We start from the raw sequence: 23,487 nt of genomic DNA on the forward strand, positions 1-23,487 counted from the left end.
TCAGCCACCGCTTCCGCCGTCGCCGCCACCCCCTCCTCCACCATCTCCGCCCCCGCCGTCTCCGCCGAAGCCACCTCCGCCGCCACCACCGAACCAGTCACCTCCGCGGTGAATGGCTCGGAAGACGCTGCGTAGGGCGGCAACGGCCCAATCGCCCTGAGCGATGTGATCCGCGCGGAGCTTGACGAAGGCCGGCGATACGTCGGGGGAGAAGAAGAGTAGATGGATCTGGTCGACGGCGGCGAGGAGACCGATCAAGGTAGCCGTGCGCCGACTCGGGTGGGCGCCCTCGAACAGAGCGGCGGCGAGGTGGCGGCGTACGTCCTGCTTGTAGCTGATCTCGGGGGCCGGCCAGACGGTCCGGGGGCCGAGGAAGCGTTTCTGTTCCTCCCGGCGAAGCAGGCCGCGGTGGACGAGGCGGTCGGCGAGATGTCCGAACATCTGGTTGCCGCTGCTCCTGACAAGGGCCATCGGGCGTGGTCTCCCGCCGGCGAGCGTCAGGGCGCGCTGGAGGCAGGGATCCGTGGGGATCCGGACTCCGGTCGGGTGCACTTCCGGTGTGCGCCTGACCGGATCGAGGTGCAGTTGGACCGCTCCGGAGAGCGCGAGCTCGGACACCAGCGCGCCGCCGGCGAGGAGGTCGAGCGTCCCCATGTCGAGCCCGCCGACGGGACGCCCACTGAAGTCTTCGAGCAAGAGCAGCGCGAGGTCTTCCGCGATCAGCACGAGGTCGTCATTCCGGTTGGGTGATGGCAGCGGCGTAGCGGTTCGCCAGGACCTTGAGGTGGTCGCGCAGTTCCGGGGGTGACTCGACGGTGAAGTCGAGGCCGAGCATGCCGATCCAGACGGCGACGACCTCGAGGCTGTCACCGCCGGTGACCAGGACGCTGCGGTCGGGGGCGATCGGCTCGACGGTGCCGACGGCGGGGTTGATGCGAGAGATGACCTCCTCGGCCGAGGCGGCGATGATCAGGCGGGCGTGGACGGCCCAGCCGGTGCGGGCGACCTCGCGTACGACGAACTCGGTGAGGTCGAAGCTCGGGTCGGCAGGACGGAACGGGCGGCCGCCGGGGACCTTGAGTCGCAGCCAGTCGACGCGCAGCGGCAGCCAGGCGTCGGCGCGGGGGTCGCGGGCGACGAGGTACCAGCGGCGCTGCCAGGCGATCAACCGGTAGGGCTCGACCTCGATGGGCTCGTCGCGGTAGTCGGCGCGTACGCCGACATGGTCCCGAATAGCGGTGGCCAGCGCCTGCAGCGTGCCGGCGTCGACGTCCGGGTCGGGGACGTTGCTGTCGGTGTTGACGGGGCCGGCGTCCATCGCGTCGACCACCGCGGCCAGCTTGCGACGCAGGTGGTCGGGCAGGACCTGCTCGAGCTTGCCAAGCGCTCTGGCACTGGTCTCCGCGACACCGGTGATGCCCGTCGCGGCACGCAGCCCGACGGCGACAGCGAGGGCCTCCTCGTCATCGAGCAGCAGCGGTGGAAGCTTCCCGCCGGAACCGAGTCGGTAGCGCCCACCCGGGCCGCGCACCGACTCCACCGGATAGCCGAGCTTGCGCAGCTTGGTCATGTCGTTGCGCACGGTGCGCTCGGAGACGTCGAGCCGGGTGGCCAGGTCGGCGCCGGTCCAGCCGGCCGAGGACTGCAGCAGACCGAGGAGCGCGAGCAGTCGCGCAGAGGTTTCCAGCACGGGCTCAGCGTGCGGGAAAAAAGATTCGCGGGCCAGTGGAATTCCGGAATCAGGCTTGCCGGAACCCTTCATAACGTGGGTCTCACAAGGTCGGAAACCACCAAGGAGAAGTCATGAACACGCAGGTCAACACCGGAATCAGCGCCAAGTCCAACGGCGAGATCAGCACCGTCACGGTCGAGTTCCCGCAGGCAGAGCTCGACGACCTCCGCACCCGCCTGGAGCGCACCCGGTTCGCCCCCAGTGTGCCCGGCGACTCCTGGGACTACGGCACCCCGACGGCCTACCTCGCCGACATGGTCGAGCGCTGGAAGAGCTTCGACTGGCGCGCGGTCGAGGCGCGCATCAACGCCGTCCCCAACCACCTGACCGAGATCGACGGCCAGGTCATCCACTTCGTCCACGTACCCTCCTCGAACCCGGACGCCAAGGCTCTCCTCCTCGCCCACACCTACCCCGGCTCGTTCCTGGAGTTCCTGCCGATGATCGAGTCGCTGACGGACGAGTTCCACCTGGTGATCCCGGAGCTGCCCGGCTTCGGGCTCTCGACGCCGGTGGTCGACACCGGCTGGACGATGAAGCGGGCGGCCGAGGCGTACGACGTTCTCATGCGCCGGCTGGGCTACGACTCCTACGGGGTGCACGGCAGCGACGGCGGCGCGATGATCGGTCGCGAGCTGGCCCTGCTGAACCCGGAGGGCTTCCTCGGCGCGCACGTGCTGCAGCTCTTCTCGTTCCCGTCGGGCGACCCGAGCGAGTTCGAGGGCTTCGGACCGAAGGAGTACGCCGCGCTCGAGCACATGCAGTGGTTCCAGTCGGTCGGCGGCTACAACGCCATGAACGGCTCCCGGCCGCAGACGATCGGTGCGGCGCTGGCCGACTCGCCGGTCGGCACGCTGGCCTACAGCGAGCTCTTCGAGTCCTTCGGCAACGGCACCTCGCTGGTCACCCCCGAGCAGGTCATCGAGCAGGCGACCTACTACTGGCTCACCAACTCCTACGCCTCGGCGGCGCGCTACCACTACGAGGAGGGGCACGCCGAGCGTGAGCCTGAGGTCTCCCAGGGCCGGATCGGTGTCGCCGTCTTCAAGGACGACTTCCAGACCATCAGGTCGTTGGCCGAGCGGGACAACGCCAACATCCAGCACTGGTCGGAGTTCTCCGAGGGCGGCCACTACGCGGCCATGGAACGTCCCGAGGACGTCGCCGCCGACCTGCGGGTGTTCTTCGCCTGACCGCCTCGCACGAACCCGAGGATCGCAGCCCCTCCGCGGCTGCGATCCTCGGGTTTTGTCAGGTGGTTGTCGTGGTGACGGTGGTGGCGACCATCACCGCGGTCATGACCGCGGTGACCTCGTCCATCGCGTCCTTGACGCCCTTGGCGGCCCAGTCGCCGCGGGCGATCTCCTTGGCCCGCTTCTTCACCGCTCCAGCGCCGACGGCGCTCGTGTCGACCACCTTGTGGGCGAGGTCGATCGAGGAGAGGAGGGCGATCAGCGGGCCGGTGCGCGCGTCAGGTGCGGCGCCCTGGATGAGGACGGCGACCAGGTGGCCGCGTACGGCGTTCTCATGGGTCGAGTCCGCGGCCGGCCAGGTCGTGCGCGGGAAGAGGCCGAGGATCTTCTCGTCGCGGCGCTTGAGGATGTTGCGGTCGCACAGCCGCGCGGCGAGCGCCTCGTGCAGCCCCTTGCCGAGATTTGTGACGGCGTTCTTGGCCGCCAGTGGCTTGGCCGCCAACACGTCGTACGCAGCGGCCAGGACAGGCTCGTCCGGCCGCCGGCCCGGCACCGCCATGGCCTTGGCCGGGGTGAGCCCGGACTTGGGGACGACCTGGACCGAGCCCACCATGACGAGTTCGGTCAGGATCGCTCCGCCCAGTGCCTGCTGGACCCAGGACGAGGCGAGCGTGCCCTTCTCGTCATCGAGCACGAGCAGCAGCAGGTCTTCGGCGATCAGCATGTATCGACGGTAAAACGACTCGCTGCCCTGCGCCTCCTACGAAAGACGGATCTTTGCTCGGACCTTCGTCTAGGCCTGTGCCGACTCGGGGCCGGCGACGTCGAACATCCAGCTCACGCCGAACTTGTCGTCGAACTGGCCGAAGTAGTCGCCCCACGGAGCCTGCGCGAACGGCATCCCGGGCGTGCCGCCCTCGGAGAGCTTGGCGTAGTAGTCGGCGAAGCGTGGGTGGTCGGCGGGGTCGGCGCTGGTCATCGCGACGGTGACGCCGGCCGTCGGGGCGACGTAGTCCATCCCCAGAGGCGTGTCGGCGGCCATCAGGACGAGGCCGTCGTCGAGGGTGAGCGAGCCGTGCATGACCAGGTCCTTCGTCTCCGGCTCCACTGGGCCCATCGCGTCACCCATCGAGCCGAAGGTCGTCGTCTCGACGGTGCCGCCGAGCACCGACCGGTAGAACTCGAGCGCCTCGGCGGCCTCGGACTTGAAGCTGATGTAGGGGTTGAGCGTTGCCATTCGGATCGTCTCCTTTGATCGAATTCCGACCCCATCGCCCAACACACTAAGCGCAGTGCAGGCCGCTGTCACGGGTGGACGATCTCGACCCCCAGCCACCCGGCCAGCGCCTCGATCTCGGCCTCCACCGCGTCACCGATCTCGGCGGTCCACCCGAAGTCCTCATGCACCGCGAAGACGTTCATCACCCGCTTCTTGTGGTCCACCTTCGCGTCGAGCTTCCCGACGAGCCGCTCGCCGTACAGGATCGGGAGGGCGAAGTAGCCCCAGCGGCGCTTGGCGGCCGGCTTGTACATCTCCAGGACGTACTCGAACCCGAACAGGTCCAGCGCCCGGTCGCGGTCGTAGACGAGACGGTCGAAGGGGGAGAGCAGGGCAGCTCGTGGCGCGAACCCGTCCTCGAGGGCGGCCAGGGCCTCGGGGTCGACCCGCCACTCGCCGTCGACGCCGGCCACGGTGCACGGGACGCCCGCGTCCCCGGCGCCGAGCACCTCGCCGCCGGAGGAGTCCTTCCGCCCGGGGCGGGCGATCCCGAGCGAGGCCAACCTGCGCACCGTCTCCACCCGGAGGGCGTCGTCGGCGGAAGGAAGTCGCAGGTCGGAGGGGTAGACGCGCTCGGCGAGATCCCAGGTGCGCAGCTTGCCGCGGCGGCCGGCGATCGCGACCTCGCCCATCCGGTTGAGCAGCTCGATCATCCGCAGGACGTTCTTGTCGTTGGTCCACCCGGTCGAGGCCCAGGGCACCTCGGCGGTGTCCTCGATCTCGCCGGCCACGAGCGGACCGTCGGCTCGCAGGTGATCCAGGACCTGCGTACGGAATCTCTTGTTGGCCTCCACCCACTCGACGGCCGTGGGATGGATCCGGCCCGGAGACAGGACCAGGACCGTCTCGATCTCATCCATCGGGAAGATGAAGCTGGAGAACTCCACCAGCGAGCGCTCCTGCTCGAGGGCGAAGGTCAGATCCGAATGATCGTACGCATCCCCCAACCGCGACCACGCCACCAGATCCGCGCTCGGCGCGATCGCCCTGGTCGGGTCGATCTGCAGAAGCGTCAGCTGATCGACCGTCTCCACCAGTGAGACGGGCCGGTGCGCGTCGAGGAGCTGGGCGCGGACGGCGATCCGTCGCGCCTGTTCCGGGGTCAGCGTGAGCGTCATGGTCGACACAGTATGGGGAGTTCCGGACGACCTGCTGCCGATTCGAACCGATCTTCCGATTCCGCTTGACCGCGCCGATGTTAACGCTCACACTGGGTCGCATCGTGACGACGGTCACACTGGCCGCCGCAGTAAAAACACTGGAGGACGACAGTGAAGAAGACCCTCATCGGGCTGTGTGCGCTCGCTATGGGTGGGATGTCGCTCAGCGCGTGTGGCGGCAGCGAAGCCGCCGACGACGGCTCGATCACCATGGGCTTCGCCCAGGTCGGCGCCGAGAGTGGCTGGCGCACCGCGAACACCACATCGATCCAGGACTCGGCCAAGGAGGCCGGCATCGACCTGAAGTTCTCCGACGCTCAGCAGAAGCAGGAGAACCAGATCAAGTCGATCCGGTCCTACATCCAGCAGAAGGTGGACGTCATCGCGTTCAGCCCGGTCGTCGAGACCGGCTGGGACGCCGTGCTCCAGGAGGCCAAGCGCGCCAAGATCCCCGTCGTGCTGACCGACCGGGCCGTGGACACCGAGGACACCTCGCTCTACGTCACCTTCATCGGCTCCGACTTCGTCGAGGAGGGTGAGAAGGCAGGACAGTGGCTGGTCGACAACGCCGACGCCTCCGACGTCGACAAGGACGGCGCGGTCAACGTCGTCGAGCTTCAGGGCACCACCGGATCGGCTCCGGCGATCGACCGCAAGAAGGGGTTCGAGGACAAGATCTCCGCGGACTCCAAGATCAAGATCACCGAGTCGCAGACCGGTGACTTCACCCGTGACGGCGGCAAGCAGGTCATGGAGGCCTTCTTGCAGTCCAACCCGAAGATCGACGTCGTCTACGCCCACAACGACGACATGGGACTGGGTGCGATCGAGGCGATCAAGGCAGCCGGCAAGAAGCCCGGCACCGACATCAAGATCATCACCGTCGACGCGGTCAAGGACGGCATGACCGCGCTGGCCGCCGGCGAGATCAACTTCATCGTCGAGTGCAGCCCGTTGCTCGGGCCGCAGCTGATGGACGTCGCCGAGAAGGTCGTCGCCGGCGAGGAGGTCCCCGACCGCATCGTCACCGAGGAGACCACCTTCACCCCGGAGCAGGCCGCTGAGGCGCTGCCCGACCGCAAGTACTGACGCCACTGACCGAGGTGCCTCGGTGAGGCGTCGCTTCCCTCGTGGAGCTCCACGAGGGAAGCGCGCGCCCACCGAGTCACCTCGGTGAGCATTCCGCCGCCATCCCCCGACCCCGCCAGGAGCCAGTACGACATGAGCCAGGCAGAAATGAAGCCACCCCGACCGGTGGTGGAGATGCTCGACGTCTCCATCACGTTCGGAGCGGTCCGAGCGCTCGACAGCGTCTCGCTGCGACTCCTGCCGGGGGAGGTGCACGCGCTCATGGGGGAGAACGGAGCCGGGAAGTCGACGCTGATCAAGGCCCTGACCGGGGTCTACACGATCGACTCGGGACGGGTGGAGATCGCCGGCGTCGAGACCCAGTTCGCCACCCCGGCCGCGGCTCAGCACGCCGGGATCAGCACGGTCTACCAGGAGGTCAACCTGGTGCCGAACCTCACCGTGGCTGAGAACATGCTCCTCGGCCGCGAGCCGCGCCGCCTCAACGGGATCGGCCCGATCGACCGCCGGGCGATGAACCGCCGCGCCGCCGCCTCGCTGCAGGGCCTCGGCATCGACATCGACCCCGGGTCAGAGCTCGGCAGCCACCCGATCGCCGTCCAGCAGCTCGTCGCGATCGCGCGTGCCGTCGACACCGACGCCCGGGTGCTCATCCTCGACGAGCCGACCTCCAGCCTCGACGCCGACGAGGTGGCCAGGCTCTTCGAGGTGATGCGCAGGCTGCGTGACCAGGGCACTGCGATCGTCTTCGTCTCCCACTTCCTCGACCAGGTCTTCGAGATCTCCGACCGGATGACGATCCTGCGCAACGGCCGCGTGGTGGGTGAGCGGCTGGTCGAGGGGACCACCCAGCTGGAGCTGGTGCAGCTGATGATCGGCCGCGACCTCCAGGTCCTCGAACGCCTCGACCATGCCGTGCACGAGGCATCCGAGGAGGCGGCGACCGAGCAGCGCCTCCCGGTGCTGAGCGCCGTCGGACTGGGCCGGAAGGGGAGTCTCGAGGCCACCGATCTCACCTTGTACCCCGGCGAGGTCGTCGGCATCGCCGGCCTGCTCGGCTCGGGGCGTACGGAGCTTGCCCGGCTGCTGTTCGGCGCCGATGCCCCGGACACCGGAGACCTCACCGTTCGCGGCTCGAGCCGGCGGAGGCTGCGCAGCCCTCGGCACGCGATCGACCGCAAGCTCGCCTTCTGCAGCGAGGACCGCAAGGCCGAGGGAGTCTTCGAGGAGCTCTCCGTGGCCGACAACATGCTGCTCGGCCTGCAGGCCACCCGTGGCTGGCTGCGGCCGATCCCGACGGCCACCCGCGACAAGCTGGTCAAGGAGTTCATGACCGCTCTCGACGTACGCCCGGCCGACCCGAGCCTGCCGATGCGGAGTCTGTCCGGTGGCAACCAGCAGAAGGTTCTGCTGGCACGCTGGCTGATCACGGAGCCCGACGTACTTCTGCTCGACGAGCCCACCCGCGGCATCGACATCGGTGCCAAGACCCAGATCCAGCAGCTCGTCGCCGATCTCGCCGAGAAGGGGATGAGCGTGGTCTTCATCTCCGCCGAGCTCGAGGAGGTGCTTCGGCTGAGCCACCGGCTGGTGGTCCTCAAGGACCGCCGCAAGATCGCTGAGCGGCCCAACCGAGGTATCGATGTCAATGACGTACTCGAGATCATCACCGGCGAACCCGGCGGCCTCGCCGAGAAGGAGCGAGCAGATGCCTGAGAACATCAGACCGGGCAAGGGGCTCGGCGCCCGCGCGATGGCCCACCGCCTCTTCTGGCCGCTGGCCGCGCTCGGTGCGCTGCTGGTGGTCAACCTGATCGCGACGCCGACCTTCTTCAACGTACGCATCCAGGACGGTCATCTCTTCGGCAGCCTGGTCGACATCGTCCGCAACGGTGCCCCGGTGCTGCTGGTCGCGATCGGGATGACGCTGGTCATCGCGACCCGAGGGATCGACCTCTCGGTCGGGGCGGTGGCGGCGATCGCCGGCGCCGTCGCCTGCGTCTACATCGTCAAGAGTCCCGCCGACGGAGCCCTGGGCACGGCCGTCGTCGCGATCACGATGGCACTCGCGGTCTGCGTCGCGCTGGGGCTGTGGAACGGCTTTCTGGTCGCGGTGGTCGGCATCCAGCCGATCATCGCCACGCTGGTCCTGATGGTCGCCGGCCGCGGGATCGCGATGCTGGTGACCGGCGGCCAGATCACCACCGTCAACAACGACGCCTTCGCCGCGCTGGCCTCGGGCCATCTGCTCACCCTCCCCGTCGCCGCTCTGATCGCGCTCGGTGTCTTCGCGGCCACCCAGATCGTCGTACGCCGCACCGCGCTCGGCCTACTCATCGAGTCGGTCGGGATCAACCCGGAGGCGAGCCGGCTGGCCGGCGTACGCTCCCGCACGATCATCTGGACCGTCTACGTCTTCGCGGCGCTGTGCGCCGGCACCGCCGGCCTGATCATCGCCGCCAACACCCACTCGGTGAACGCCAACAGCCTCGGACTGTGGATCGAGCTGGACGCCATCCTGGCCGTCGTCATCGGAGGTACGTCCCTGGCCGGCGGCCGCTTCTCGCTGACCGGCACCCTGGTCGGGGCGATGCTGATCGCCACCCTCACCCGGACCATCCCCAACATCGGCATCCCGGCCGAGGCCAACTATCTGTTCAAGGCGCTGGTGGTCGTGGTCGTGTGCCTGCTGCAGTCGCCGAAGGCGCGGGCGGTGCTGCAACGGCGCAGCGACCGTACGCCGACCAGCCGCGAGGAGGCTGTCGCATGAGTGTTCAGGTGCCCGCGATCGAGACCGGGCTCATCGCCCGGGTCGCACGCTACAGCCCGCCACGCCGCTACCTGCCCGTGCTCGGCACGTTCGCGCTGTTCATCGGCATGTTCGGTGTCGGCGGGATCCGCTATGAGGGGTTCGCCGACCCGCAGGTCTTCCTGACCCTGTTGCTCGACAACGCGTTTCTGATCGTGCTCGCGGTGGGGATGACGTTCGTGATCCTCACCGGCGGGATCGACCTCTCGGTCGGCTCCAACGTGGCCCTCTCGACGCTGATCGCGGCCCGGACGCTCGAGCTCGGCCTGCCGGTGGTCGCGGTGATCGTGATCGTGCTCCTGTCCGGCACCCTGCTCGGCACCGCGATGGGGCTATTGATCCACTACTTCGACATCCAGCCCTTCATCGCCACCTTGGCGGGCATGTTCCTGGCCCGCGGGCTCTGCTACCTGATCAGCGTCGACTCGATCCCGATCAAGGACGAGACCTTCTCGGCCATCGCGTTCGGCACGATCACTCTGCCAGGTGGCTACTACCTCGGGTGGACGGCGGTCTTCGCGCTGGTGATCGTCGCGGTCGCTGCGTACGTCCTCTCCTCGACCCGCTTCGGACGCACCGTCTACGCGCTCGGCGGCAGCGAGCCGTCGGCGCTGCTGATGGGGTTGCCGGTCGCGGCGACCAAGGTCGGGGTGTACGCGATCAGCGGGCTGTGTGCTGCGCTGGGCGGGCTGCTGTTCGCGCTCTACACACTCTCGGGCTACTCGCTGCACGCGGTCGGGATGGAGCTCGACGCGATCGCAGCCGTCGTCATCGGTGGCACGCTGCTCACCGGCGGTCGTGGGTTCGTGATCGGGTCGCTGCTCGGGGTGCTCGTGCTCGGCACGATCCAGACCTTCATCTCCTTCGACGGCACGCTGTCGTCTTGGTGGACTCGGATCTCGATCGGGGTGCTGGTGCTCGTGTTTGTCGTCGCGCAGCGGGTGTTGACTCGGCGGGGGTAGTGCCGGTTTTCCCTTGTTGGGTGCTGTGTCTCGTGGTTGGGGTTTGCCGCCGACCCTTTCGGGGAGGGTGTTCTCGCCGTCGTCCGGAGTAAAGGACGGCCTTCGGCCGCCGGCTTCGCCGGTCGCCTGCGGCGATCCTNCGGGATTCAGGCGGTGACCAGACCGCGCAGCCGCTCGTCGCGCGGCCAGGCACCGGCCCAGACGAGGACAGCGGTGGCGATGGCGAAGACGGTGTTGAAGGCCGGCTGCCCGAAGACCAGGTTCACGGTGACCGCGCCGCCCAGGTAGGCGGTGATCAGGACCGTCCCCATCGCCCGAGTGGCCGGGACGTGGTAGGCGACCAGCGACAGACCGAGGACCGCGCCGCAGACGACGGGGAACCAGCCGGGTGCGCCGATCTTGTCGTTGAAGTCCATGACGGGCTCGACCTGCAGCAGGTGCGTGACGATGTCGAAGCCGAGGAACAGGGTGACCAGGACGGTGATGACCCAGCCGGCTCGTTGTGCGTTGGTGCTCATCTCGATCTCCTCAGAGGTGGGTGGTGATGCTCTTACCCACGCGTCGAGCTGGAACCCGGGATCTCGACATCGCCCTTCGAAACTTTCTCGAGCGCCGCGCAGAATCCCGCCATGGCGGGAAAATGCGGCCAGAACCGCGGTGGCAGGTGCGCACTTTCCCGCCATGGCGGGAAAGTGCCCCCGGGCGCCCGCTACGCCAGCAGCGCGCGAGCCTCCGGCGAGTCGTAGAAGCTCGAGAGCCGGCGGCGGATCAGCTGCTCGAGGACGCCGGCCTCGGCGAGCGCCTCGATCACCGGCGGACCGAAGCGGAGCGCCTCCTCGACCAGGTCGTCGCGGCCCAGACCCCACTCCTCCAGGAGCCGGTCGAGGGTGAAGCTCCCATAGGTGTCGAAGAAGAAGTCGACACCCGTGTCGACCAGGGCCTGCAGGTATTCGGAGTCGCGGACGTCGAGCCAGACCTGGTAGAGCCCGACGAAGAGCGCGACCAGCTGCTCGTCGTCGACCAGGTCGGCGAGCTCGCGCACCGGACGGGTCGCGAGCGCGTCCCAGACCTCCAGCAGCGCGTCGTGCACCTCCTCGTCGGTGACCGAGCTCGCGGCGGTGTCGGTGAGGTAGCCGAGCAGCGCTCCGGCGCCCCGCTCCGCGAGCTCGCGAGCGCTCTGGTCCACGGCCGCCCCGACCGGGGTGCCCTTCACCGTGTCCGCCATCCGGCCGGCGACGCGTTCGGCGATCGAGAAGCCGAGCGAGCCGCCCGGCAGGTTGTCGGCGAGTCTGCGGCCGGTGTCGACGGCACCCCTGGCGGTGCCGCGCATCAAGGTGCCGACGCCGGCCTGGATCCCGGAGTTGTCGGCCAGGCTGCGCAGGACCTGCTGACGCAGCGTACGCATCTCGACCAGGGCCTCGACGAGCTCGGCGATCCGGGGCCGGCTGACCACCTTGCCCAGCGGCGTCTCGTTGGCGGGATGCGCCTTGAGCCTCGTCGCGAGCGCCCCGGCGACCTCCGGGATCGCGCCCGGGAGCCGGAAGGTGCTGACGTACTTCAGCGCGACCTCCTTGATCAGGTCGCGAGGCATCACCTGGTCGAGGGTCAGCTCACTGGCGGCGCGCAGCGCGAAGTCGATCTCGCCGGTGACGAGATCGAGGAAGCGTACGCCGCGCATCGCCGCCATCTCATGGGCGACATGTGCGTCGAGGAGTCGTCGAGCGAGGTCCGGCTCAGTCATGGACGACATTGTCCATGGCCGAGACCGCTCAACGAGTCATTCCCACTCGATGGTGCCCGGGGGCTTCGAGGTGATGTCGACGGTGACCCGGTTGATCTCGCTCACCTCGTTGGTGATCCGGGTCGAGATGCGCTCCATGACGTCGTAGGGCAGCCGGGCCCAGTCAGCGGTCATCGCGTCCTCGGAGGTGACCGGGCGGAGCACGACGGGGTGGCCGTAGGTGCGGCCGTCGCCCTGGACGCCGACCGAGCGGACGTCGGCGAGCAGCACGACCGGCATCTGCCAGATGTCGCGGTCGAGGCCGGCGAGGGTCATCTCCTCGCGGGCGATCGCGTCGGCCTCGCGCAGGATATCGAGCCTCTCCTTGGTGACCTCGCCGATGATGCGGATGCCCAGGCCGGGGCCGGGGAACGGCTGGCGCTGGACGATCTCGTCGGGCAGGCCGAGCTGGGAGCCGACGGCGCGCACCTCGTCCTTGAAGAGCTCACGCAGCGGCTCGACCAGCTCGAACTCGAGGTCCTCGGGGAGGCCGCCGACGTTGTGGTGGGACTTGATGTTGGAGGTGCCGGCACCGCCGCCGGACTCGACGACGTCGGGGTAGAGGGTGCCCTGGACGAGGAAGGCGACCTTCTCGTCGCTGTCACCCAGGATCTCGACCTCGGCGCGCTCGAAGCAGCGGATGAACTCGCGGCCGATGATCTTGCGCTTCTCCTCCGGGTCGGTGACCCCGGCGAGCGCGTCGAGGAACTCCTTCTCGGCGTCGACGATCTTCAGCTCGGCGCCGGTCGACTCCCGGAACGCCTTCTCGATCGCGACCGACTCGTTCTTCCGCATCAGACCGTGGTCGACGTAGACGCAGGTCAGCCGGTCACCGATCGCCTTGGCGACGATGGCTGCGGCGACCGCGGAGTCGACGCCGCCCGAGAGCGCGCAGATCGCGCGGTGGTCACCGATCTGCTCGCGGACCCGCTCGATCTGGTCCTCGGCGATGTTGCCGATGGTCCAGGTCTGGCGCGCGCCGGCGATGTCCCACAGGAAGTGCTCGAGCACCTTCTGCCCGTGCTCGGAGTGGAGCACCTCGGGGTGCCACTGCACGCCCGCGAGCTGCTTCTCGACGTTCTCGAAGGCCGCCACCGGGGTGTCGGCGGTGCTCGCGAGCACGGTGAAGCCCTTGGGCGCCTCGGAGACCGAGTCGCCGTGCGACATCCACACGTTGTGGGCCGGCGGGATGTCCTTGAGCAGCGTGCCGGAGACACCGACGGTGACCGGCGTGCGGCCGTACTCCCGCGCCCCGTTGTCGTCGACGGTCCCGCCCAGGCCCTGGGCCATCAGCTGGAACCCGTAGCACATCCCGAACACCGGGGTGCCCGCGGTGAACAGGCTGTTGTCGATGGCGGGGGCGCCCTCGGCGTACACGCTCGAAGGGCCGCCGGAGAGGATGATCGCCTTCGGGTTCTTGGCGAGCATCTCCTCGACCGGCATCGAGTGCGGCACGATCTCGGAGTAGACCTTCGCCTCACGTACGCGGCGGGCGATCAGCTGCGCATACTGCGCACCGAAGTCCACCACGAGAACCAGATCGTGCTCTTCCGCCCCAGGAGCCTGCGTCATGCACGAATCCTAACGACGACGTACGCCGCGAGCCGAATCTCCTGCGGCTCGCTTGAAAATGCACCAGGGCCCGGCCGGGGAGGGAGGTGGCCGGGCCCTGATTGCCCGAGGCAAAACTGTCCCGGACGTAAGACCCGGCATGTATTAGGGAGGGAGCAATCCCGGGTCTGATCACTCCAACGAACTCTCTTAACCCCGGTTACGGGTCAACTAAGAACTTCCTGCCAGAAAATTCCTGCGCAGCCCGTGTCACCTGGGCAACAGATTGGTCACCGTACGTCAACGATGGGCAGCTGCAGGGCACCCGGCGCACTCGCGGGCACCGCGGGCGAGGCCGGCCTGACGGGCTGGATCCGCGCATAGCCCGCACCGAGCTCCGGCCGCGGGTCGGCCTGGTCCTTGTTGGGCCAGAACGCCATCGCCCGCTCGGCCTGTGCGGTGATCGTCAGCGACGGGTTCACGCCCAGGTTGGCGGAGATCGCGGAGCCGTCGACGACGTGCAGGCCGTCATAGCCGTAGAGCCGCTGGTAGGGGTCGATCACGCCGGTGTCCACCGAGTCGCCGATGGTGCAGCCGCCGATGAAGTGGGCGGTCATCGGCTTGTTGAACGGCTCACCGATCGTGCCGCCGGCATACCCCGGCTTCTCGCCCGAGCTCATCACCCCGGCCATCTTCCGCACGGCGTCGAGGCCGGCGGGGATCCAGGTCGGGTTGGGCTTGCCGTGGCCCTGCTTGGACGACAACCGCCACCCGAAGATCGTGCGCTTCGGGAAGGTCGTGATCGAGTTGTCCAGCGCCTGCATGACCAGCGCGATGACGGTGCGCTCGGACCAGTGCTTGAAGTCGTAGAACGTACGCAGCGACCGCCGCTGCAGCCACATCTCCTTGAGCCACCGGCGGAGGCGATGGGGACCACCTTCGGTGAGCACCGTCTGCATCGCCGCGATCGCGTTGCTGCCGTGCCCGTAGCGGACCGGCTCGATGTGGGTGTGCTCGTCGGGGTGCCACGAGGAGGTGATCGCAACACCCTCGGTGTAGTCGATGGCGGTGTCCGGGGCGATCGCGCCCAGGATCGACTCGGAGTTGGTGCGGGTCAGCTCACCCAGGCGCGGCGAGATCTGTGGGAGGTCGCCGGTGCGCTTGAGCTTGTGGAGCAACTTCTGGGTGCCGAGCGATGCCGCCGAGAAGATCACCTGGTCGGCGGTGAACCGCTTCGTGCGGCCGATGCCCAGCTTGGCCTTCGTGGAGCGGGTCTCGATGACGTACCCGCCTCCGGTCTTGGCCGGGTAGACGCGGGTGACCGTGGTCAGCGGGTGCACCTCGGCGCCGTTCTTCTCGGCCAGGTAGAGGTAGTTCTTGACCAGGGTGTTCTTCGCGTTGTGGCGGCAGCCGGTCATGCACTCGCCGCAGTTGGTGCACGTACGCCGGTCGGGGCCCTCCCCGCCGAAGTAGGGGTCGGCCACCTCCTGGCCGGGCACGTGGCCCGGGCCTCCGAAGAAGACGCCGACCGGCGCCTTGTGGAAGGTGTCACCGCGTCCGGCCTCGGCCGCGACCTTCTGCATGACCTCGTCGGCAGGGGTCAGATGGGGGTAGAGGGTGACGCCGAGCATCCGCTTGGCCTGCTCGTAGTAGGGAGCGAGCTCGTCCTTCCAGTCGGTGATGTGGCTCCAGGAAGGGTCCTCGTAGAACGGGTCGAGCGGCTCGTAGAGGGTGTTGGCGTAGACCAGCGAGCCGCCACCGACCCCGGCACCGGCCATGATGACCGCGTCCTTGACCATGTCGATGCGCTGGATCCCGTAGCAGCCGATCGCCGGCGCCCAGAGGTATTTGCGCAGGTCGAAGGAGGTGTTGGGCAGCTCGTCGTCGCTGAACCGGCGACCCGCCTCGACCACTCCGACGGAGTAGCCCTTCTCGGTCAGGCGCAGCGCGCTGACCGATCCACCGAAACCCGACCCGATGACGAGTACGTCGTAGTGGCTCTTGCTCATGCGCGGCCCAGCGCCTTCAGGGCGCGCAGCGAGGCGGTCATGAACTTGGCGTACGCCTGGTCGCTCATCCCGAACTGCGGGGCGAAGCGCAGGACGGCCTGGGACGCGACCGACTGGGTCTCGGTGTAGCGCAGAATGCCCTCGACACCCTGGCGACGGCCCTGGCCGGACTCGCGCATGCCGCCCATCGGGGCGTCGATGCTGGCGAAGGTGGCGCCGAAGGCCTCGTTGATGTTGATCGTGCCGCACTTGATCTGCCGGGCGATGCGGCGGGCGCGCGAGGTGTCGCGGCTGTAGATCGAGCCGTTGAGGCCGTACTCACCGTCGTTGGCGCGCTCGATCGCCTCCTCCTCGCTGTGGAAGCGGTAGATCGAGACGACTGGGCCGAAGGTCTCGTTGCCGAAGCAGGTCATCTCCGGGGTGACACCCTCGAGGATGGTCGGCTCGAAGAAGAACGGCGCCAGGTCGGGGCGGGCCTTGCCGCCGGTGAGCACGCGGGCGCCCTTGGAGACGGCGTCCTCGACGTGGGCGGTCGCGGTGTCGACCTGGGCCTGAGAGATCAGGGTGCCCATGTCGTTCTCCCACCCGAGGGTGGCGCCGAGGGTCATCGCCTGGGTGCGGGCGACGAAGCGCTCCACGAACCGGTCGTAGACCTTGTCGTCGACGAAGAGCCGCTCGACGCTCACGCACAGCTGGCCGGAGTTGGAGAAGACCGCACGGGTCGCGCCCTCGGCCGCCTTCTCGATGTCGGCGTCACGGAGCACCAGCATCGGGTTCTTCCCACCGAGCTCGAGGCTGGCGCCGATCAGCCGCTCCGCGGCCTGCTTGGCGACGAGCTTGCCGGTGTTGGTCGAGCCGGTGAAGCAGACGTAGTCGGCGCGCTGGATGATGCTGGTGCCGATCTTCGAGCCCGGGCCGGCGACGACGGTCCACAGGTTCTCCGGGAGCCCGGCCTCGGCCAGCAGCTCGGCTCCGAGGAGCGCACTGAGCATGGTCTGCGAGTCGGGCTTGATGACGACCGCGTTGCCGGCGGCGATCGCGGCCAGGCCGTCGCACAACGCCATCGTGAACGGGTAGTTCCACGGGCTGATGATGCCGACGACACCCTTGGGGACGTGGTTGAGCTCGACCCGGGTGAGCACCGGGATGACGCCGAGCTTGCGCTCGGTGTCGAGGATCTTGCTGCTCCGGCGCCCGTAGTAGCGCGCCGTCAGAGCGATGTGCAGCGGCTCGTCGAAGGCGTGCTTGCGGGCCTTGCCCGACTCCAGCACGATCAGGTCGAGGATCTCGTCCTGCCGGTCGAGGACGAGGTCGTGCAGCTTGATCAGGATGCGCTCGCGCTCGGTGACCGGGGTCGCGGCCCACTTCTCCTGCGCGACCCGGGCCTTGGCGAAGGCCGCGGCGACATCGTCATCGCTCGACTGCGGGATGTGCGCCAGCGGCGCCCCGTTGAGCGGACTGATGACCTCTCGGGACTCCCCCGTGGTCGCCACGACGCGGCCGGTCAGGCGGGAGACGTAGTCAGGCTCGAGGGCCAGGGACGCCGTGGCGTCGTGCTCGGGGTCGAGCGGGCCCTCGACGATCGGGCCGCCGGAAGAGGTCGGGTTCGAAGCGCTCATGTACCGAGAGTATGTGACGGGCGTCTCGGACGCCAGACAGCCGTCCCACTAACTGGCCGATCGAGCCGTCACCTCCGTCAACCGGCATCGCTAGAGCGCGCTCCCACGACATCCAACGACCTATGGCTGAGGCGCGCGGCGGCCGACCCGAACACATCCAATAAATCGGTCCTCGGCTGTTGAGACGACAGATTCGTCAGAACCATGCACGCCAGGCTGCTACACGCCACTGCTGCACCTGGCTTGCAAAACCGCACTCAGGCCAAAGAGTCTGCCTCAGCATTGTTCTCGGCGATCATCCCTCGGAAGAAATCCGAGAAGGTCTCGTACCTTTCGATTTCCGCACCTGCAAGCCAGATAACCGGTGCAGATCGGTTCGGTTCTCTCACACACGGCATGACCAGGATGTCGATGTCCGTTCGTGACACACCGATCGGAACCCAGCGGTCGAAATCATCCTCGCTCCCGATCGCCATCTCATCCTCGGTCACGCGCACGAGTTCCTCGGCTTCGGCGAAAGCGGCGCTGCCGAAGTCTGACGTCCCGAACAGATCGATGTCTTGCAAGATGGCAGGCCAACCGTCCGCACGCGACAGGAAATCGGCATACTCACGGTCCACCGGACAGAGCGTCACGGCGGCAATTTCTGCAATCCGCCGTGGCTCGGCGGGCGGCCGGCGTGACGCATGACGCCAGCGGCCCTCTTGGTCATTGACCGCCAGCCTTCGCTTGGCCGCTTCCATTTCTGCAAAGAGCACCGACCAGTCAGTCACCGTCCACCCCCATTATTTCACCAGCACGAAACTCTTTGGCTTGCACCCCCACCCCACACCGCTGCCTACGACGGTTGTCCGACGATGTCCCGGTCGAACGGCAAATTCGCGAAGGCGCGGGGGAACAAGGCGCGCGAGGACGCGCGTGACCAACTGCATGGAGACGACTCCCAAGAAGAACAGAACGGAGCCGCCCCCACGGCTTGAGCAGGGAGAACCTAAGGACCCAGGGGGTATCCGGCAATAGTCACTCCGGGCCATTGTTTTTGCGTCGACCAACCTGTTATCGGCATCAGCTATGAGGTGGACGCAGGTCAGGCCAGGCCTGAGACGACACTCACGCCGTCGCCAGCCGATCAGTGTCCCGATGACAGGATTGACATCGGCTTTGCGCAGGTCACATGGAAGACATCGGGTTGACTACGTTGCAGGAGGCAAAGGAGATGGCAGCGACCCGGTCTCGCCGACAAGACCGACTCCCATGACACCCGCTGCGGGTATCGATGTGATGAACGTCTCGGCGCTGTCACGGACCGCCGGCACGCGAAGAAGCCACACGGTTCAGGCGGGCTGGATCTCCGCGGCCCACCACAAATAGCTGTAACGCTCGGCGGGAAGGTCGATGTCGACGCGATCGAGCGGCAGCCGGTCGAGCGCGTGCACGGTGCACTCCTCCGCCGGCGCGGCTCGGTAGAGATACGCGTCCAACGGCCATTTCGTACGCAGCCACTCGTCCAGCCGCTCGGCGACCGACGCGCCGAGCCCGAGCTCTCGGTCCTGGCGAAGCCAGTAGCTGACCCGGGCGGTGGACCCACCTGCGTACCTGAGCAGGGTCTGGGCGTCGGCGCCCATCGCCTCCAGGTAGGGGAACAGGGGCTGCACATAGAGACAGCCGAGCGAGGAGGTGCCCTCGGGGTCGAGGAAGAGGTAGGTGAAGGCCCGTTTTGCCTGGTGGTCGGACCAGTGCCGGATCACCAGCGGCAGGTTGTCGTCGCTGCCGAAGCCTTCCAGCGGCCACCTGCCGCAGCTGTGGTCGCGGATCACGTCCGGGCTGGCCAGGTAGGCCTCGGTGTCCAGGTCGAGCAGTTCGGGGCGGAGCGGAGCGAGCACGAAATCGTCGGTGGCCAGCGGCTCGGGGGGATCAGCGACCAAGAACATGGAGTCAGATTGCTACGTCAACCGGTTGCTCCGCCACGGCAATTCAGACGAGGTCCTCGACCTCCAGCCGCGCGCGGTCGGCCTCCTCGTCGGTGACCTGGAGCTGGGAGAGGCGCTCGGCCTCGATGCGGCGCAGGTAGTGGTCGACCTCCTCCTTGGCGCGCTGCTCGTCCCAGCCGAGCTCGTCGGCCATGATCTTGGCGACCCCTGGGGCAGCGCTCACGCCGCGGTCGAAGGTCTCCATCGAGATCCGGGTGCGGCGCTCGAGCACGTCGTCGAGGTGGCGAGCGCCCTCGTTGTTGACGGCATAGACGACCTCGGCGGCCAGGTAGTCCTCGGCTCCTTCCAGGGGCAGCGCGAGCGGGCGGCGCTCCTGGATGAGGTCGAGCACGTCGTCGATCAGGCCGCCGTGACGGCCCAGGAGGTGGTCGATCCGGGCGACGTGGAGGCCGGAGCGGCGGGCGAGCAGGACGCGCTGGTTCGAGCGGGTCTCGAAGCCCTCCGCCCCGACCAGACGGACCTTGTCGGTGATCGAGTCGCGCAGAGTCATGTTGGTGGTCGTGCCGAGCGAGTGGGCCGCGGCGTCGACGGCGTCCTTGGCCATCACCCGGTAGGTCGTCAGCTTGCCGCCGGCGATCAGCACCAGACCCGGCAGCGGCGTGACCACGGTGTGCTCGCGGCTGAGACCGGCGGTCTGGTCGGACTCGCCCGTCAGGAGCGGGCGGAGCCCGGCGTACACGCCTTCGACGTCCTCGAGGTCGAGCGGCACGCGCAGGATCGCGTTGACGTGCTCCAGGACGTACTCGATGTCGGTCTTGGAGGCCGCCGGGTGGGCGAGGTCGTAGGTCCACGGGGTGTCGGTGGTGCCGATGATCCAGTGGCGGCCCCACGGGATCACGAAGAGCACCGACTTCTCGGTGCGGACGATGAAGCCCGACTCGGAGCGGATCCGGTCGCGCGGGACGACGAGGTGGATCCCCTTGGACGCCTTGACGTGCAGGGCGCCGCGGCCCCCGACCATCGCCTGGATCTCGTCGGTCCAGACCCCGGCGGCGTTGACGACCGTCTTGGCCCGGATGACCAGGTCCTGGTCGTGCTCGAGGTCGCGGGCCCGGACCCCGACGACCCGCTCGCCCTCACGCAGGAAACCGGTCACCTGGACCCGGGTCGCGATGTGGGCGCCGTGGGAGGCGGCGGTGCGTGCGATCGTCATGACCAGGCGGGCGTCGTCGACCTGGGCGTCGTAGTACTGGATCGCACCGGTGATCGCGTCGGTGCGGAAGTCGGGGGCGATCCGGGCGACGCCGCGGCGGGTGAGGTGGCGGTGGCGCGGCAGGCCGGAGTTGCCCATCCCGGAGAGCGGCCCGAAGCTGGCCATCCCGTCGTAGAGCGCGAGGCCGGCGCCGATGTAGGCGCGCTCCCACACCGGGTTGGTCAGCGGGTAGAGGAACGGCACCGGCCGGACCAGGTGCGGGGCCAGGGTGTTGAGCAGCAGCCCACGCTCCTGGAGCGCCTCGCGGACCAGCTCGAAGTCGAGCATCTCGAGGTAGCGAAGCCCGCCGTGGACGAGCTTCGAGCTCCGCGAGCTCGTTCCCGAGGCCAGGTCGCGCTGCTCCACCAGCCCCGTGCTCAGGCCTCTGGTGACCGCGTCCAGCGCCACCCCGGCGCCGGTCACACCCCCACCGACGACGAGTACGTCGAGCTCGGTCTCCCCCGCGGCGCCGACCATCGTGCCGATCGCGAGGTCGCGGCTGTGTGGACTCAGTGCCCCTGTACGAGTCATACGTTCGAAGTTAACCCACCACGTCGAATTGTCACTTCTGGCGCGCGAGAATTCACCGGCGCCGACTGATATGTCACGCCGGCGTCACAGACGGGCGGCGCTGACCAGGGCCGAGAGGCGGTCGGGAGGCATCGGCTCCTCGACGACGACCATCTTGTCGCCGTCGGCGTGGATCATCGGACGTGCGCCATCGGGCTCCGGGGGCGCGGTCGCGATCGCCACGTGAGTGATGCGGTCGCCGGGCTCCTGGGCGAAGAAGTAGAGGTCGCCGGCGGTGACCTCGTCGAGGTCGATCGCCGCGAGCGCGGCGGCCTGGTCGCGGGCGTCTCGCGGGAGACGTACGCCGATGGCCTCTGCGGCTCGGAAGATCAGGCCGGAGCAGTCGATGCCGGCCTCGGTCGTGCCGCCCCAGACGTAGGGGACGCCGAGATAGCTCCGAGCCTTGCTCAGCAGGGTGGCCACAGGCTCGGCGAGGGCGGCGGTCGGCAGCCAGCCGGGATAGCCCCGCTCATCCTTGGTGGACGAGTGGGAGGGGACGACGACGTACGTCCAGTCCCCCTGGGTCTTCAGGACGACGACCTCCTCGCCGGGGACGACCTCGGTCTCGTGCTCGGCGTCGTCGGCGGGCTCGGCCACGACGAAGGTGGGCTGGCTGACGGTGGTCATGAGAGGACTCCTTCGATGCCGAGGCCGTTGGCCTGGGGGAAGACGATGCGGGGGCCGTCGTAGCTGATCCCCCCGGCGTACGGACTGGTCTTCGCCCACCAGCCCGCGTCGAGGTCCTGCTCGCCGGGGATGCCTGCCGCCGCGACCAGGGCCGCGGCCGCGCCGATGCCGAGGTGCGACTCCATCATGCAGCCGACGAGTCGGCCGAGGCCGTGGCCCTTCGCGATCTCCAGCAGCTCGATCGCAGGCGTCAGCCCGCCGCACTTGGCCAGCTTGATGTTTACCGCATCCGCCGCGCCGGCGCGGATCACGTCGACGAGGTCCTCGAGATCGAAGACCGACTCGTCGGCCAGGATCTTGTAGGGCTGGTGACGCCGGACGTACGCCATCGCCTCCAGGTCACGTCGGGCGACGGGCTGTTCGACGAACTCGAGCTCGACATCCTGGTCGGCCAGGGTCGTCAGCACCGTCACCGCCTCGTCTGCGCGCCAGCCGGTGTTGGCGTCGAGCCGAAGTACGCACCCCGGCGCGGCCTCGCGCGCCGCGAGCACCCGCTCGGCGTCGCCCTCGGCATCGGTCCCGACCTTGATCTTGAGCGTCGTGAACCCGTCTCGCGCTCGGGTCGCCGCCGCCTCCGCCAGCTCGTCGGGGGTGCCTACGGAGAGGGTCATGTCGGTGGTGAGGTGCGTTGGAATACCCGGTTCACCGGGTATTCCTGCACTTCTCAGGTGTTGCATTGCCTGAGAAGTGCAGGAAGTGCCTGAGCGGTGTGACGCATGGGACTCCAGATGCTTGGTCATCGACACACCTGCCCGCCGGGCGACGAGATCGTGCAGCGCGATATCGGCGGCCATCTTGGCCGAGCGGTTGCCGACGACCGAGCCCTGGATCAGGCCCGCCGAGGTCAGATCGGCAGCGGCACCGACCAGCACGTCGGAGATGGGCCCCTCGAGCGCCGCGGCGGACCCGGCGAGCGAGTCACCGGTGACCCTCCAGACCTGCGGCGCCTCGCCCCACCCGACACACCCGTCGGAGTCCTCGACGGTGACGACGACCGTCTCCGCGAACTCCGTACGCCGCAGGGCGGTCACGAACGGGGTGTGCAGCGGCACCCGGACTCGCTGGGTGCGCACCGCGACCACGCGCGGGTAAGTCACAGGGTCGACCACAGATAGCGCGCGACCTCGCTGATCCGGAACTCCGACTCGTCGTCGTCCAGGCCGGACGTGAGCACGACCATCACCTGCGGTTCACCCTCGGCGGGCCGGATGATCGCCATGTCGTGGCGTACGCCGTCGACCCAGCCGGTCTTGTTGCCGACCACCGCGTCCTCGGGCACACCGAGCGGGATCGCGTCGCGATACTCCTGGGCGACCAGGATCCCCTCGAGCTCGGCGGTCGACTCTGGCGACAGCAGCCGGCCGGAGGCGAGCTTGGTGAGCAGCTTGCCCATGTCGTTGGCGGTCACCAGGTTCTGCAGCCCGGCCTCGCGCGCGGGCGCGTCCTCGATCCCCCGCGAGACCGTCGTCATCGGCGTCACGCCGGCATCGGCGAGCACTGCGGCGACCTCGTCGAGCCCGACCCGCTCGAGCACGAGATTGACGGCCAGGTTGCCGGAGACGGTCAGGGAGCGGCGTACGAGATCACCCAGCGGCAGCGGAGACCCGACCGCCGCCCAGGTGTCGGGGTCCTGGTCCTCGGCCGGGTCCATCTCGAAACGTGACCCGACGACGGCGGAGTCGAAGTCGGGATGCACCGTGATCGGCTCGTCCAGCGACAGCAGCCCGCGGTCGCGCAGCCGATAGGCGGCGATCGCGACGGGCACCTTCATCAGGCTCGCCGCATAGTGCTGCTGGTTGACGTTCTGCGCCTGCGTCGGGATGCCGTCGAGGCCACTGAGCCAAGTCGAGACCAAAGGTTCCAC

21 protein-coding genes are annotated in these 23,487 nt (G+C 68.4%); 5 read left to right on the top strand and 16 right to left on the bottom strand.

Annotated features, from left to right (window positions below):
- On the bottom strand, positions 1-726 hold the full coding sequence (locus ACFX43_RS08790) for a GPP34 family phosphoprotein (protein ID WP_378819550.1): 726 nt from the start codon (positions 724-726) through the stop codon (positions 1-3).
- A gap of 7 nt (positions 727-733) precedes the next feature.
- Entirely contained in the window at positions 734-1,690 is a 957-nt protein-coding gene (locus ACFX43_RS08795) for a helix-turn-helix transcriptional regulator (protein ID WP_378819552.1), read from the bottom strand.
- A gap of 113 nt (positions 1,691-1,803) precedes the next feature.
- Here ACFX43_RS08795 and ACFX43_RS08800 point away from each other — a divergent pair, with 113 nt between their 5' ends.
- Entirely contained in the window at positions 1,804-2,925 is a 1,122-nt protein-coding gene (locus ACFX43_RS08800) for an epoxide hydrolase family protein (RefSeq protein WP_378819554.1), read from the top strand.
- Between the two features lie 58 nt (positions 2,926-2,983).
- Here ACFX43_RS08800 and ACFX43_RS08805 read toward each other — a convergent pair whose 3' ends face one another.
- From ACFX43_RS08805 to ACFX43_RS08815, 3 genes are all read right to left on the bottom strand, one after another.
- A complete protein-coding gene (locus tag ACFX43_RS08805) occupies positions 2,984-3,649 on the bottom strand; it encodes a GPP34 family phosphoprotein (protein WP_378819557.1) in 666 nt (221 codons plus the stop codon).
- Positions 3,650-3,718: 69 nt separating this feature from the next.
- Positions 3,719-4,162: a VOC family protein gene (locus ACFX43_RS08810; RefSeq protein ID WP_378819560.1), complete on the bottom strand. Its 444-nt coding sequence runs from the start codon at positions 4,160-4,162 to the stop codon at positions 3,719-3,721.
- Between the two features lie 68 nt (positions 4,163-4,230).
- The gene (locus tag ACFX43_RS08815) at positions 4,231-5,322 is read right to left on the bottom strand and encodes a DNA glycosylase AlkZ-like family protein (protein ID WP_378819563.1); all 1,092 of its coding nucleotides are present in this window, start codon (positions 5,320-5,322) and stop codon (positions 4,231-4,233) included.
- Between the two features lie 153 nt (positions 5,323-5,475).
- Between ACFX43_RS08815 and ACFX43_RS08820 the strand changes: the two genes are divergently transcribed.
- From ACFX43_RS08820 to yjfF, 4 genes are all read left to right on the top strand, one after another.
- Positions 5,476-6,453 carry an ABC transporter substrate-binding protein gene (locus tag ACFX43_RS08820; protein ID WP_378819566.1) on the top strand — a complete coding sequence of 326 codons (978 nt, stop codon included), beginning with the start codon at positions 5,476-5,478 and terminating at the stop codon, positions 6,451-6,453.
- 132 nt (positions 6,454-6,585) lie between these two features.
- On the top strand, positions 6,586-8,169 hold the full coding sequence (locus ACFX43_RS08825) for a sugar ABC transporter ATP-binding protein (RefSeq protein ID WP_378819569.1): 1,584 nt from the start codon (positions 6,586-6,588) through the stop codon (positions 8,167-8,169).
- The gene (locus ACFX43_RS08830) at positions 8,162-9,223 is read left to right on the top strand and encodes an ABC transporter permease (protein ID WP_378819572.1); all 1,062 of its coding nucleotides are present in this window, start codon (positions 8,162-8,164) and stop codon (positions 9,221-9,223) included. Before ACFX43_RS08825 ends, ACFX43_RS08830 begins: the two co-directional genes overlap by 8 nt.
- Positions 9,220-10,224, top strand: a complete 1,005-nt coding sequence (gene yjfF, locus ACFX43_RS08835; protein ID WP_378819575.1) for a galactofuranose ABC transporter, permease protein YjfF — start codon at positions 9,220-9,222, stop codon at positions 10,222-10,224. Before ACFX43_RS08830 ends, yjfF begins: the two co-directional genes overlap by 4 nt.
- 146 nt (positions 10,225-10,370) lie before the next feature.
- On the opposite strand, the gene ACFX43_RS08840 is transcribed toward yjfF, so the two are convergent.
- The 11 genes from ACFX43_RS08840 to ACFX43_RS08890 all read right to left on the bottom strand — a co-directional run bounded on the left by ACFX43_RS08840 (position 10,371) and on the right by ACFX43_RS08890 (position 23,487).
- Positions 10,371-10,742: a DoxX family protein gene (locus ACFX43_RS08840; protein ID WP_378819578.1), complete on the bottom strand. Its 372-nt coding sequence runs from the start codon at positions 10,740-10,742 to the stop codon at positions 10,371-10,373.
- A gap of 191 nt (positions 10,743-10,933) precedes the next feature.
- Positions 10,934-11,965, bottom strand: a complete 1,032-nt coding sequence (locus tag ACFX43_RS08845) for a hypothetical protein (protein ID WP_378819581.1) — start codon at positions 11,963-11,965, stop codon at positions 10,934-10,936.
- A gap of 36 nt (positions 11,966-12,001) precedes the next feature.
- A complete protein-coding gene (gene guaA, locus ACFX43_RS08850) occupies positions 12,002-13,576 on the bottom strand; it encodes a glutamine-hydrolyzing GMP synthase (protein WP_378819584.1) in 1,575 nt (524 codons plus the stop codon).
- Between the two features lie 269 nt (positions 13,577-13,845).
- Complete coding sequence (locus tag ACFX43_RS08855; RefSeq protein ID WP_378819586.1) at positions 13,846-15,564, bottom strand: GMC oxidoreductase; 1,719 nt, start codon at positions 15,562-15,564, stop codon at positions 13,846-13,848.
- Positions 15,561-17,183, bottom strand: coding sequence for a succinic semialdehyde dehydrogenase (locus ACFX43_RS08860; RefSeq protein ID WP_378819589.1), 1,623 nt, complete (start codon positions 17,181-17,183; stop codon positions 15,561-15,563). Before ACFX43_RS08860 ends, ACFX43_RS08855 begins: the two co-directional genes overlap by 4 nt.
- 257 nt (positions 17,184-17,440) lie before the next feature.
- A complete protein-coding gene (locus ACFX43_RS08865) occupies positions 17,441-17,956 on the bottom strand; it encodes a hypothetical protein (protein ID WP_378819592.1) in 516 nt (171 codons plus the stop codon).
- Positions 17,957-18,517: 561 nt separating this feature from the next.
- Positions 18,518-19,114: a hypothetical protein gene (locus ACFX43_RS08870; protein ID WP_378819594.1), complete on the bottom strand. Its 597-nt coding sequence runs from the start codon at positions 19,112-19,114 to the stop codon at positions 18,518-18,520.
- A 43-nt stretch (positions 19,115-19,157) separates the two neighbouring features.
- A complete protein-coding gene (locus ACFX43_RS08875; RefSeq protein ID WP_378819597.1) occupies positions 19,158-20,897 on the bottom strand; it encodes a glycerol-3-phosphate dehydrogenase/oxidase in 1,740 nt (579 codons plus the stop codon).
- Positions 20,898-20,981: 84 nt separating this feature from the next.
- Entirely contained in the window at positions 20,982-21,563 is a 582-nt protein-coding gene (locus tag ACFX43_RS08880; protein WP_378819600.1) for a C40 family peptidase, read from the bottom strand.
- Entirely contained in the window at positions 21,560-22,720 is a 1,161-nt protein-coding gene (locus ACFX43_RS08885) for a dipeptide epimerase (RefSeq protein WP_378819603.1), read from the bottom strand. Before ACFX43_RS08885 ends, ACFX43_RS08880 begins: the two co-directional genes overlap by 4 nt.
- On the bottom strand, positions 22,717-23,487 hold the full coding sequence (locus ACFX43_RS08890) for a serine hydrolase (protein WP_378819606.1): 771 nt from the start codon (positions 23,485-23,487) through the stop codon (positions 22,717-22,719). Before ACFX43_RS08890 ends, ACFX43_RS08885 begins: the two co-directional genes overlap by 4 nt.

Origin of the sequence: Nocardioides sp. YIM B13467 (genome assembly GCF_042788075.1) — a bacterium.
Classification (GTDB): Bacteria; Actinomycetota; Actinomycetes; order Propionibacteriales; family Nocardioidaceae; genus Nocardioides.

Coding starts and splice junctions, on each gene's coding strand:
- ACFX43_RS08810 (WP_378819560.1), bottom strand. CDS start 4,162: ATGGCAACGCTCAACCCCTACATCAGCTTCAAGTCCGAGGCCGCCGAG.
- ACFX43_RS08880 (WP_378819600.1), bottom strand. CDS start 21,563: ATGACCACCGTCAGCCAGCCCACCTTCGTCGTGGCCGAGCCCGCCGAC.
- yjfF (WP_378819575.1), top strand. CDS start 9,220: ATGAGTGTTCAGGTGCCCGCGATCGAGACCGGGCTCATCGCCCGGGTC.
- ACFX43_RS08800 (WP_378819554.1), top strand. CDS start 1,804: ATGAACACGCAGGTCAACACCGGAATCAGCGCCAAGTCCAACGGCGAG.
- ACFX43_RS08870 (WP_378819594.1), bottom strand. CDS start 19,114: ATGTTCTTGGTCGCTGATCCCCCCGAGCCGCTGGCCACCGACGATTTC.
- guaA (WP_378819584.1), bottom strand. CDS start 13,576: ATGACGCAGGCTCCTGGGGCGGAAGAGCACGATCTGGTTCTCGTGGTG.
- ACFX43_RS08815 (WP_378819563.1), bottom strand. CDS start 5,322: ATGACGCTCACGCTGACCCCGGAACAGGCGCGACGGATCGCCGTCCGC.
- ACFX43_RS08855 (WP_378819586.1), bottom strand. CDS start 15,564: ATGAGCAAGAGCCACTACGACGTACTCGTCATCGGGTCGGGTTTCGGT.
- ACFX43_RS08845 (WP_378819581.1), bottom strand. CDS start 11,965: ATGACTGAGCCGGACCTCGCTCGACGACTCCTCGACGCACATGTCGCC.
- ACFX43_RS08860 (WP_378819589.1), bottom strand. CDS start 17,183: ATGAGCGCTTCGAACCCGACCTCTTCCGGCGGCCCGATCGTCGAGGGC.
- ACFX43_RS08805 (WP_378819557.1), bottom strand. CDS start 3,649: ATGCTGATCGCCGAAGACCTGCTGCTGCTCGTGCTCGATGACGAGAAG.
- ACFX43_RS08840 (WP_378819578.1), bottom strand. CDS start 10,742: ATGAGCACCAACGCACAACGAGCCGGCTGGGTCATCACCGTCCTGGTC.
- ACFX43_RS08825 (WP_378819569.1), top strand. CDS start 6,586: ATGAGCCAGGCAGAAATGAAGCCACCCCGACCGGTGGTGGAGATGCTC.
- ACFX43_RS08875 (WP_378819597.1), bottom strand. CDS start 20,897: ATGACTCGTACAGGGGCACTGAGTCCACACAGCCGCGACCTCGCGATC.
- ACFX43_RS08830 (WP_378819572.1), top strand. CDS start 8,162: ATGCCTGAGAACATCAGACCGGGCAAGGGGCTCGGCGCCCGCGCGATG.